Genomic DNA, 12,002 nt, shown 5'->3' on the forward strand with positions numbered 1-12,002 from the left:
CAAGTTAATGTTTATTTTCCCAATAATATTGACTTATGACATTTCCCAAAACGTCAGCAGAACGATAAAGTTCTTCTAAATTGTTTTCTACCCCACCAATTTCAATGATTACACTACTAGGTAATAAATCCTGATTATAAACACCATTACCTTGTTTATTATCTTTAATTATGATCCCTCTAGAAAGTCCCGGATAATTTTTTTCAATTATCTCATTAATACCATTAGTGAAATTTAAGTTATCCTTATAATTTTCATGTGCACTTCCGATGACAAAAGATATCTTTGCAAATGATTCTCCGTTAATATTTATTGTTGTTAAACTTCTTGGTAATGCATCGCGATGAATATCAAATGTCATTTCTAGATCTGGATTTATTCGTTTTTCATTTATTACAACTTCTCTAGACATTTGATAAGAACTGCCAAATTTTAAATTTCGTTCATTAAGCATTGTTACTATATCCACGTTACTTACTCTATTCCAGATGCCATTACTCTTTAAGGTATTTCCTAAGCGTTCACCTATTAATGCTACATTTAGCTCTGAATGGTATGCTTTCTCAGGAGTTGTTCCATTTTTAAAATAAGGTAAGAAGGATTCGCGATTATGAGAAAAGTAAATAAAAGCTACTTTACGACCAAACGTGCTATGAAACTTTTCTTTACCTATATTAGGCACTTTTATTTTATTTCTATCAAATGCATCAATTTTTCTTCGGTCAAGTACCGCGTCCTTTTGCAGTGCTGCTTTATCTGGATTTATTTCCTTTGTAGCTATCTCTTCTGAAGCAATTTCTGCTTTTGAGGTCTTATTATCTGAAATGGATTTCGTTAAACCTTTAATGTCCTTTTCGTGATTGTTATAATATATAACCTGTTTATTTGTTATTTCATTAGGCATTTTTTCTTGGAGATAAATAATAAGCATTATTAGACTAATAAACAATGTAATTGAAGTTACTAATAATATTCTTAAAGTTTTTCTGCTAAAAGATTTCACTCTATTCCCTCATGTAATATTATTTTCTTGTCATTATAATTATCGGATTCTTTTGAAATTTATTAATAACTGTTCCTGCATTCTTTTATTTATATTATAAAAATAGGCTGTTTTCGCAAACTTTGTTGCTATTAAACAAGTAAAGCGGTGTGGATGATTTCCGCTCCAATCAACCTGAATTAGTTTTTGTTTTAAAAGCAACAATCTCTTAGAAAAAGAGCCTAAAATAAAAAAGGATACCATCGCGATAAACCAATAGGTAACCCTTCCCATATTGTACTGATTCCTTTACACGTCAAATAGATAAACCCTGCCCAACTGGTAAAATGATAGATTCCAAATTAGGATCATTCGCAATACGTTGATTAAAAAACAGCATTTTTTCAGACTGGAAATCAATATAGGAATTGTCATAAACCCTCCCACCTTGTAAAATATTTTCCCCAACAATCATTGCACCTGGATTGGCTAAACGTAATGAAAAATCTAGTTAGTTCGGATAATTTTCCTTATCGTGATTTATTGGTATAATAAAAAAACGCCTAAACCCAATAATATCAAGGATTTAAGACGTTTCATTTATTACCATTTAGTTTGGATAAATTGTATTTCACACGGAGTTTCGACAGTATTCGATTAATTTCTTAATTAAGAAGATGTATCGATTGCTAAATTTGTTATAGCGCACCCCTCCACCTCCTCAAAGAAAAAGGCATCCTTCAGGGTGTCTTTTTTGAGCTATTCCTTAACCAAATGAAGCGCCAATGACAAATGCCCATAAAAAGATCATACTTCTTGGCCTTCAAATTTAATTGAAACTGCATATGCAATACAAGGGATTGTGTCATTCTGTTTAAAAGTAAGAGGTGATAGTAATACACCTGTAGCTAGCTACAACTAACAACCTTTTTAAATTCTCCATTTTTCATTCGATTGAGCAAATGGCCATAAACAGCTGAGGCAGAACATCCCGCACCACTTGTACCTGCAAGAACTTGCCTTCACGATGAATCATCTACAGTCCTTTTCTATTGCTTAGTTAGCAATAAATTGATCAATTGACTTGCTTGTATGTACCTTTACAACATTTGTATGATCGTTAGTATTCGCAAACTAATTCGGATTTCCGCACATCCTTGAGCTAAATCCGATAATCACCATTAAAAAAAGACTAATGTTACTATCCTTCCCTTATTTTTTTAAAATCAACTAACCGTTTCTATCGAAAAAACGAAGTATAAAAAGGTTAATTTAAGTAACCAACCTTTTGCCTTTGACTAATTATTGTTGTTTGTATTGGGGTTCTTCTTGTTCGATTTGTTGAACACGTGGTTCAATGCTGTTTACAACGGATTGTGTTTGTTTAGCAGCATCTTGGTAAAGCTGCTTTGCTTGTTGATTCTCTGTACCAAGAGCAAATGTTTCAAAACTTGCCTGTGCACTTTTCAATCCTGCTAGAGCTGTCTTAACGTCATTTATTACTGTCATTTAATTTCCTTCTTTCTTTTAATTGAATAGCTTACGATTGTATTGTTTCTTTTTAGATGGTGTTTATGTAAAATTCAATATTGTGAATTACTGGGTATTAACTTTTAATACAAAATGATAATAGAAATTCTGTTCAAACAGTGGTTCAACCACTCTTCGCACTTTTTTGGACGCTCCTACCTAAATTGAGTACCTACAAGCACACCAAAAACAAGGGGTGAAATCACCCTTGTTTCAATAGTTAATTATTTGTCTATTCCTGTTACATTTAAAGATTTAATGATTTTATTCTATATTGTTTTGCTTTTGTTTTACATTCGTTCGTATCACAACCTTTATTTAAATCGTAAATTATAGCCATATAATTATCACAAGCTAAATCTTTAGATTTTTTGGCGATATCCTCAGAAAATAACAATCAGATGTAAATATATTCACACTAATCATAAAAATGTGTTCGAAAAGAATTTTAAGAAAGCATTATCATTCGATCATGTAACAACTACGTAATGAATTAATTAATCATGAGCAATCCTTGACTTTTCTTTAAGCCATCTTCGATAAATGAACAAAACTATAAGAATAAATCCTATGTAAATTACAAGAACTTGCAAAAATGTTTGAACTGAAGTAAATAATTGATTTCCTAAAAATGCGTAAACAATCATTGCAGGAACTTGACCAATGGCAGTTGCAAAAAAATATATTTTAAATGACATAGAACTTAGCCCAGAATAAACATTGATTACCGGAGGAGGGATGATATAAATAGCCCGAGCCAATAATACAGTAGTAAAAGGACTTTGATTAATAGTATTATTCAAATTTTTAAAACCTTTAAAGCGACTCACATAGTTTTTTAATTCACAAACAAAAAAACGACGTGCAAGAAAAAAAAAGATTATTGCTGCTCCTACCGAGCCAAACCAGTTAATTATACTACCAATCCAGATCCCATATTTTGCACCCATCATTCCAGCAAATACTGAAAATGGAATAATAGGAAACACACTAATAACTATCGAAAGAAAAAATAAAAAAGGAATTTGTTCTAAATCACTGTCATTTAGCCAATTTAATAAAAAATCTCTATAATTAAATGCAATAAGGAGGGTAATTCCATATATTATTGCAAAAATTAATCCTTTTCTCATCGCTGTCAACCTCCATCATCTGTCGGAAAGTTACAATTAAAGTATTTACTCAATTAAGAGAAATATTACTGAATGATTTTCCCAAGAGTGATTATGTAATTGAGGATCTATGTTTTTACCATCTAAATTTTGTTCTTCTTCATCCATTCCTGGTGTCTGTGCTTCTGGTGAAAGTGGTGCCATATCCATTTAGAAATTATAGGCTACTCTCTTTTACTTGGACTGCTATCATGTAGCTTCAATATTTGTTATCCTTGTCGATATTTGAAGATAACGATTAAGAACCAACTAATTATACTAAGTACCCCACTCTTACCTAGTGTAAAGTGGGGTTAAATTCACGATATTTGATGTAAGGTAATTTCAGGACGACTACCAATTCGAATATTTACACCTGTCTGACCTAAGCCTTCAATAATGAATGGTTTACCATTGTGATAGTGTAACCCTTTTACTATCTTCATTTGAACCAATTTTCCCATTTTGATTAAATGATATGGTTTAGGCCAATGAATTTGTCCACCATGGAAATGTCCTGATAAAAGATAATCAAACTGGAAATCTTCCGGAAAACGCTTGAGTGACGATCAATGTATTCCAATCTTGTTAATAAGTAATATAAAGGATCGAGAACATTCCAAAATGAAAGAAAATAACTACGCATTTTGCTTACCTCCTTAATTTCCAATTATATTTTGTCAATTTTATTTAGATATATATCTGGGAAAATAGAGGTAAGTGAATTGTTTTTTTGTAATGATATTTTATAGAGGAATGTTTAGGGGAGATTTAAAAAAATCACATCACATATTTAGCAAAACTCTAAAAGAGGGTATTATTATCTTTATTTATGGCAAGTTATTGTTACTTTTAAAGGCAAATGATCAGAAGCTTTTGCTGATTTTATGATCACTTCTGCTTTAACAGCCTGTAATTCGGGACTGACAAATATATAATCTAGCCTTGCCCTAGGGCGAATGGATGGATAAGTCTGGCCTGTTCCTATACCAACAGTCTGCCAAGTATCTTGAACCTTTTCAGTTAATTTTCTCCATTGCCTTGATCCAGGCTTCATATTCCAATCACCCATGATAATCGTGGGATGCGGATACTTATGAAGTTGATTTAAAATATATTCTGTTTGCTTCCTATGAAGATAAGGACTTAGACTTAAATGAGTGACCATGATTTGATATAACTGTTCATTTATTTGAATTGTTGCGTCAAGTAACGACCTTCCTTCAACTAATCCGGTTATATAATTAAAAGAATGGCTCTTTTTTGTTACGATTGGGTATCGAGACAAAAGTGCATTCCCATATTGCCGCATGAAGTTGCCAGAATTTTTAGACTTCAGAGAGAGAGACGGACTGAAAGTATGCTCAAAATTTAATTGTTTTGCAAGCCAACCAATCTGATTTTTATAGTGACTGCGCTTAGAAAAATGCTTATCAACCTCATTTAGACCGATGATATCAGCATCACTATCTTTAATTACTTGAGCTATTCTTTGAAGATCTACTTGATTATCGATTCCTTTACCATGATGAATGTTAAACGTCATAACTTTAATTTCCAAGAGACTTCCCCCTCTATTAAGGTTGTTAAAACTAAAGAGGTATGTTATAAAAATAAGTTAATCAAAGTTCCAATATTAAATATCATCTTTCAGGGATTTCGGTTAAGTGAAGTTCGTGAACAAGACACTTAAAAAGTCGATTCCCTATGTATAAAATCGACTTTTTAGGTTGAATTTGTTTAGCGTACAAAACCACTTGAGAAAGCCTTAAGGTGTTTTAGTTGCCTTGAAGGCAATAAAGAATTCGTTGTTAAGGTGAAGACGATGTTTACATGTCTTCAAATAAAAACCCTTATCACAAGCTTTTTTTCCTTAGTATAGATAAACGTCAAAATGTTAACGTGTCCTACTATCCTATTTTCCCCAATACTATTATGCTTCTTTTACTTTATTACGAATAAAAAACTTGTTTGGAATCCCGCTAAAATGATTAACAACATTTGCTGATGTACAAGCAACAGAATGTTTGCTTACCTTCAAAGGTTCCGTTAAATGCGAACTGCAGAAACTATTTTTCTGAAGCTGTTCTATGGATACGCCCTTTTTGGTTAAAGCTTCATCAAATTCTTTTTGTGCAGCCTGTTTAGCCTTAAACAACATCATTTGTATTCTGCTATAAACATTAATTGCCCCATCTCCCGTCGTTTCAATAGGAAGAAAAATCGCTTCAGGGTGAATCTCAGTAATGAGTGACTGAACACCGTCGGAAACACCGGATGAAGGCATGCATCCGAATGGCTTTACAGAAATGGTCATATTTACTTTCCGTTTCTTTACATTAAGGATAAGCTTGCCAACTTCCATATGTCCTTCACCACCCCTTAAGTGATTGTTATAATGTTTGTTGGCCACCCCAGCTATTTCATCCATATCAGGTAAGTGATATCCGCGCAGACCGATCGCTTTGGCATAAGCATGGAACATCCCACGGACGGTACGATCTGCTAATCCTAAGACTAGTAGTCGTTTTAAAGGATTTTTTCCTTTTAAACCCTTACTGCCGGAATCTGCTTCACGCAAATTCATCCGTTTACGAGTATCATATTGCCCTTCCCAAATCAAAAATAAGATCCATGCCGTAACAGACTGCACTTCTACTTCAGCGCCCTCACTTTCCAAAAACTTTTGCAGCTGATAGTTTCCTTCTCCTTCTGTTGTCATCGCCCAGAACTCCCCGATAATGCTTACTTTTGGCTTTACTCTGGTTCTGTCGACTTTTACCATTTGCAGTTCTTTTCGACATCGGTATAAAGCTGGTATAAGTTGCTTACGCTCGCAGAAAGCTTTGTATAAGTGCTGCTTGCAGCGTTCAAGTGCAGCATTGGTGGATCCCTCTTCTACTTCATAAGGACGGATGCGATAACCTAGTGCATTCAAAATATCTCCGATCAACACAGCCTTTAAAAATGTAAGGAAAAATGAACTATCTAATTTGAGCGCGGACTCTTCACCTGTTGCCTGTTTTAAGCCACTCTGCTGCTGAAAGAGCAACACTCGAAACCCATCAAATCCGGCATCTCTGAGTGCCTTCCGATACTCAGTTACATAGGTACCAAAACGACAAGGTCCGCAGGAACCGCTCGTAATGAAAAGATACTTGCTCACAATTTCTTCCTTTGATTTGCCTTCAACATCGCGAAGATAAGTAAGATATTTGATTAAATTCCCTACAGTAAAATACGTTGGATTACATTGGCCGCGATTTCCAAATTCCTTACCAAAGCGGAGAGACTCCGTATCAGGGCAATCCATTTGTTTTACAGTATATCCCAATCCTTGGAGCGCTCCCTCCATTAAGTAGTCATGGGCCATAGTAAGGCCGCCGAAAAGAATGGTTGTGGAATCTTTGTCCTTTGCAAAAAATTGGCGGGGAACCGGATCAAACCATTGTGCTTTTGATTGTAGTCCCAATTCTGCTTCTTGTTCAACCTGATACCGGTTTAATTCTTCCTCAAAGTTACGAAGATAATTCGGCTGTTGGCTATCCTTGACAACATCGCGTTCTTTTGTTGTACGCACTTTCAAATCAGCTCCTTGTTGTATTATTCAGATATCGCTTTTTTCTCTTGGTTCGGTTGACTTAGTAATTCACGGCGCTTTTGTTCGATAAGTTGCTGTAATTCCATCTTCCTCTGCGCTAAATCCTGAAGCCGCTCCTCATGCAGTCCTAGACTATGGGCATAGGTTTTGACTCGGATCTTAATGGAACCGCTCGGCTTATTAGCATCAATATCATGAAGAGCAGAATAAGGAGTTCCGGCTGTAGAAATAATTGAGTCAATCAGCCCATAGGTAGGGGCATCATGGCCGCATTTAAAGTTTGAAAGATCCAATACCGCCACATTTTGATGCCTAGCTGCAAACTTAGCAGCCCAAACCTTCTGAACACTATTTGAACTAAAATTTTCCGGCCAAACATCGGTCACTTCCAAAGCATGATCCACTCTCCCACTTTCTAAATCACCTTTGAAAAAGCGACGCAGCCAAGCTTCATCTTTCGGAATCGAGCGCATCGATAGAATCGGATAGCCTAACACCTGAAACTCATCCAATACACTATGGTTAAGTCCTGGATCCGAATGATATGGACGTCCGATCATAAGAATGGCAATGCGATTTTCCTCTTCGACTTGCTCAAGGATCATCCTTCCTTTTTCCTGCATTTCATGATCAAAAAGCTCCAAAGCCTTCCATGCTTCATCTGACGCAAAATTACTTTCGTCTTCTGTTATTTGTAAAAAATCAGTAAACGCCTCATATAATTGTTTTTTCAGCATATTCTGTTCTGTAAACGTCACCGCCGGATCAAAATAAGTGATCCCTCTTTCCTTGAAAAAGTCTGTTTCTTTTGTAAAAGCTGCTTTAATGACATTCGGAGCCCCGGCAACAATCGGACAGCTGGTGGAATCCACCACATTCTGCAGATGAGTCGGAATATGGGTAATGCATGGGAACACGATCGCATTTAAAGCTTTGCGTTCTGAATGATGTTTGAACAATAAATTATGAATATGAGCTTGTGCTACTTTTGACGGGTAACAAGGATCGATGGAACCATACTTTCCACCCTCCTGCCACATTTCCTCACTCGTATCGTCACTGAATACGATATTCTTTTGGTCGATGCCCAGCGTTTCAAAATAAGTTCGCCAAAAAGGGGCTGTAGACCAAATATTCAATACTTTTGGGATGCCGATACGCAGCTGTTTCCGCCGTTCCATCGCCTCTATAGAAGAACGTTCGAACGGACGAATAAATTTGCTTTTTCGTTTCCCAAAACTTAGCAAAGCAGTTTTGATTTTGACATCCTCAATCGTTTGATCTGACTCAGGCATGGGATCGGGATCGTAGAAATGTTTATACATTCGCCGGGATTCATAATCTACCAGGTTAGGGTATTGTTTTTTCAGCTTGTTGCGGTCTTGAGTCAACTGAATCATCGCTTCTTTGTTTTCCACCGTTCCCTTTTCACAGCTAAAACCTGAGATATAGCGAGCTGTTTCTCCATCAGGTGCAGTAGTATCGATAAAAGTACGGCTACAGTTATTCGGACAAAAGTTGCAGCGAGTTGATTCATCATTGCGGGATAAGTAACTTAAGCCGATCGCTGCATCAAGCCCAAGAAAAGTTGAGTATCCCCGTCGCTTTACTACACGAAGGGTTTCCATGGCAGCTCCAATTGCTCCGGCTTCACCCGTATGCGGATGGACATAAACTTGAGCATCCGGAACCCGCTCTTTAATATAGTCAACTTGCGCTTTCACAGCAGCCAAATTATGCTGTGTCCCTCCTTGCAACACAAACTTGCGGCCAAGTTCCGCCATGCGAGGAATTTGCACCACATACTGCCATACATTTTTCGGCAGCACTAAGGCCAGTCCAGCCAACAACTCCTCCTTTGCATAGCCTTCCTTCTGGAAATTTACCCGGTCAGAATCAAGAAATACCGCACAGCCATAAGAGAATTTCGGACTCAGATCAGCTTTAAATGCGGTTTCAGCATACTCTTGAACAGGGATTCCAAATTGGTCAGCCATCGCCTGCAACAGCATTCCGTTTCCAGCTGAGCATTGGTTTGACAAGCGGAAGTTGCGGATATCCCCATTTTTCAGAAAAAGGACTTTTATGTCTTGACCGCCAATGTCGCAAATAACGTCAATGTCCTCGAAAAAATGGACGGCACTCATCATATGTGCAACTGTTTCCACAATATTGACATCCGCTTTTAATGTCTTTTCTAAGACATCTGCAGCATATCCAGTCGCCCCAAAGCCGATAATTTCAAGTCTGGCACCAGATGCTTGTACTTTTTCATAAATACGCCCAAGAAGCTCCTTCGTATCTTGAATTGGATTCCCTTTAGAAAGCTGATATTCCTTAAGGAGAATCGTTCCATTTTCATCAACCACCACGGCCTTTGATGAAGTGGAACCTCCGTCAAGACCAATTACTGCCTTAACTGTTTGTCCCGGTTCAAAGGAAGCTGGCTCAAATTTCGGGATACTGTACTGACGGCGAAATTCGTCTAATTCCTCTACGCTTTTTACTAATGGAGCACCTGCTTTTTCACCTAGCTTTGCCTTTCGGCCATGGGTAATAAATTGCTTCAATTCTTCTAACCCTTTGTAACGGCCAACTTCATTCGGTTCATGAAGTCCATAAATAACAGCACCATATGCAGCATAGTACTGGGAATTTTCCGGAACAAAAATTAGTTCGTCAATCGGTATATCTTTCGGATAGTTGTATCCTCGCTGTTCCCACGATTCAGGAATTCGCTTGCGCCAACATTGCTGAAGAAAAGGCAAGTATGTATTAGGCCCGCCCAACAAGAGAACCTTATGCCGCAATGTATTTCCACGGGTCAGTACAGAAAGGTTCTGCATAACAATAGCATCCGCCAAAGAACACATGACTTCTGAAGAAGGAATACTGCTTTTCACGAGGTTCACGATATCCGTTTCTGCAAAAACACCGCATTTTGCTGCAACATGATGCAGTTTGGTGTCATCAAAAGCGAGCTTGGCTACTTCTGCTTCCGGCATACCTACCTTAATGATGCACTTATCAATCGTAGCACCAGTACCTGAGGCACATTTGTCATTCATAGAAGTAATGGCCTGCTTATCACCTGTCTCCGCGTTTTCTTTAAAAATAATGATCTTCGCATCTTGTCCTCCGAGTTCAATCACACTACCTACATCAGGATGCAATTGTTCAACTGACATCGTAACAGCATTCACTTCCTGAACAAACTTGGCACCAATATGCTCGGCAATTGGACCGCCACCGGATCCCGTAATAAACACTCGAATCTTTTCTTTCGGTATTTCAAAAAATTCATTTCCGATACGAACCAAAAATTCCAACACATTTTCAGCCTGTTTCGTATTGTGGCGCTGATAATCCGACCAAAGAATCTCTTTCGTATTCGGATCTACTACGGTTGCTTTAACTGTGGTGGATCCAACATCAATCCCAATCATAATATTTTCCACTTTAGCTTACCTCACATATATACAGTTTTTAGTTTAAATAGTATACTGACAAATTTTACACTGACCTTATATTTTCCATAATTCTAGATATTATTACCAATAAATATGAAAGTTCATGGATATTTTACTGCTTCAGATCATTTGGATTATTTTGCAACTTTATATAATATACCAATATCAAAGTTCTACTTAACTAGAATCCCAATTTGTTCTATACCATCTTTAAAGAAACCAAAATGGAAGGTAAAGTATGAATTACAGTGGCCGCCTCCCTAGGGATCGATTCCAGTTTATTTTAATCATTTGTAGATTCAGAGTATTTCTTTTTTGGTTTAAAAGTTTCCTTTTTAAAGTATATCTAACGAGAAACTTCCTCTTGATTATTCCAAATTATAAGCAGAAACACATTTATAGTTACAATGTCTAAAAATAGCAAAATAAAGAAATAGTAATAAAGATACTTCGAAAAAATCCAACAATAATTAGAATTTATTTTTAAAAATCACCTTTAGTTATAGGAGGAAAGTATCATTATGGATAAATTAGATGGAGATTCCCAATCCAATCAACCACATGGAGGACATTTTTTTGAACAAATAAAAAATATGATGACTAACCTGGTTTCTCCAGAACAATCCTCCTCATCTGTATCCAAAGCGATCAATTTACCGTTCCAAATGAGCGAAACTGTAAGCATTCCTCATACAAAAGCTACATTTATGGCTTTTGCGGATGCAGTAATTCCCTCAACCTTAGGGGCATTGGATTTACGATTAGACGATTATATTGTTTGGACATTAGATCATTATGTATCTATCCAAGGAGAATGGGGAGTAAAAAATGGCCAGTTATCTTCTCAAACTGCGAAAATACTTGATATATCAGCTTATCAACTGATTGTTACCGGAAAAATGAAAATACCTCCTGATTTTTCTACTTATCCGGATGGAGGCCCATTTGCAGCTCTTTCCCCTGAGGATCGGTTTGAAGCGATCAGTTTATTAGATAACCTTCAAGTTGATATGGAAGTCCTCCCCTCTCCATTTCAAAACAATGCTGGTTTGGTTAAGAATGTCGTAACTTCCCTCCATCAAATGGTTATGTTTGGCTATTATTCAGAATGGTTTTCGCTTGGATCAACACGATTAGCTTACCCAGAGGATCACCGTCAGGAAAGACAACGATTTTTGTGGGAAAGACTGGATTATCCCGGTCCATCATTTGGCTACCGGGCAGTTCGAGGATTTTTAGTTGATAAATTTTCAGAAGAAGGGAAATGA

Annotated in this window: 8 protein-coding genes and 3 pseudogenes; 1 reads left to right on the plus strand and 10 read right to left on the minus strand. The window is 36.7% G+C overall.

All coding sequences use genetic code 11. The features are described from left to right. Positions 1 to 4 precede the first annotated feature (4 nt). From spoIIP to I7822_RS06560, 10 genes and pseudogenes are all read right to left on the minus strand, one after another. Positions 5 to 1,003, minus strand: a complete 999-nt coding sequence (gene spoIIP, locus I7822_RS06515; RefSeq protein WP_207976197.1) for a stage II sporulation protein P — start codon at positions 1,001 to 1,003, stop codon at positions 5 to 7. 295 nt (positions 1,004 to 1,298) lie between these two features. Continuing rightward, positions 1,299 to 1,469 (minus strand): annotated as a pseudogene (locus tag I7822_RS06520) (O-methyltransferase); the annotation flags it as partial. Between the two features lie 320 nt (positions 1,470 to 1,789). Continuing rightward, a pseudogene (locus I7822_RS06525) lies at positions 1,790 to 1,998 on the minus strand (stage V sporulation protein AD); the annotation flags it as partial. Between the two features lie 286 nt (positions 1,999 to 2,284). Beyond that, positions 2,285 to 2,491, minus strand: coding sequence for a DUF1657 domain-containing protein (locus tag I7822_RS06530; protein WP_207976201.1), 207 nt, complete (start codon positions 2,489 to 2,491; stop codon positions 2,285 to 2,287). A 518-nt stretch (positions 2,492 to 3,009) separates the two neighbouring features. Then, positions 3,010 to 3,645 carry a TVP38/TMEM64 family protein gene (locus I7822_RS06535; RefSeq protein ID WP_207976203.1) on the minus strand — a complete coding sequence of 212 codons (636 nt, stop codon included), beginning with the start codon at positions 3,643 to 3,645 and terminating at the stop codon, positions 3,010 to 3,012. Between the two features lie 45 nt (positions 3,646 to 3,690). Continuing rightward, positions 3,691 to 3,834, minus strand: coding sequence for a hypothetical protein (locus tag I7822_RS06540; protein WP_207976205.1), 144 nt, complete (start codon positions 3,832 to 3,834; stop codon positions 3,691 to 3,693). Between the two features lie 149 nt (positions 3,835 to 3,983). After that, a pseudogene (locus I7822_RS06545) lies at positions 3,984 to 4,211 on the minus strand (metallophosphoesterase); the annotation flags it as partial. Between the two features lie 278 nt (positions 4,212 to 4,489). Further along, positions 4,490 to 5,224 (minus strand): endonuclease/exonuclease/phosphatase family protein, encoded by a 735-nt coding sequence (locus tag I7822_RS06550; RefSeq protein ID WP_243459299.1) that lies wholly within the window; start codon positions 5,222 to 5,224, stop codon positions 4,490 to 4,492. A 372-nt stretch (positions 5,225 to 5,596) separates the two neighbouring features. Beyond that, complete coding sequence (locus I7822_RS06555; protein ID WP_307847690.1) at positions 5,597 to 7,243, minus strand: 2-hydroxyglutaryl-CoA dehydratase; 1,647 nt, start codon at positions 7,241 to 7,243, stop codon at positions 5,597 to 5,599. 23 nt (positions 7,244 to 7,266) lie between these two features. Beyond that, a complete protein-coding gene (locus I7822_RS06560) occupies positions 7,267 to 10,710 on the minus strand; it encodes a BadF/BadG/BcrA/BcrD ATPase family protein (protein WP_207976344.1) in 3,444 nt (1,147 codons plus the stop codon). Positions 10,711 to 11,255: 545 nt separating this feature from the next. Here I7822_RS06560 and I7822_RS06565 point away from each other — a divergent pair. After that, positions 11,256 to 12,002: a hypothetical protein gene (locus tag I7822_RS06565; RefSeq protein ID WP_207976207.1), complete on the plus strand. Its 747-nt coding sequence runs from the start codon at positions 11,256 to 11,258 to the stop codon at positions 12,000 to 12,002.

The organism is Metabacillus bambusae (assembly GCF_017497975.1).
GTDB lineage: Bacteria > Bacillota > Bacilli > Bacillales > Bacillaceae > Metabacillus > Metabacillus bambusae.

Coding starts and splice junctions, on each gene's coding strand:
- I7822_RS06530 (WP_207976201.1), bottom strand. CDS start 2,491: ATGACAGTAATAAATGACGTTAAGACAGCTCTAGCAGGATTGAAAAGT.
- I7822_RS06535 (WP_207976203.1), bottom strand. CDS start 3,645: ATGAGAAAAGGATTAATTTTTGCAATAATATATGGAATTACCCTCCTT.
- I7822_RS06540 (WP_207976205.1), bottom strand. CDS start 3,834: ATGGATATGGCACCACTTTCACCAGAAGCACAGACACCAGGAATGGAT.
- I7822_RS06560 (WP_207976344.1), bottom strand. CDS start 10,710: ATGATTGGGATTGATGTTGGATCCACCACAGTTAAAGCAACCGTAGTA.
- I7822_RS06565 (WP_207976207.1), top strand. CDS start 11,256: ATGGATAAATTAGATGGAGATTCCCAATCCAATCAACCACATGGAGGA.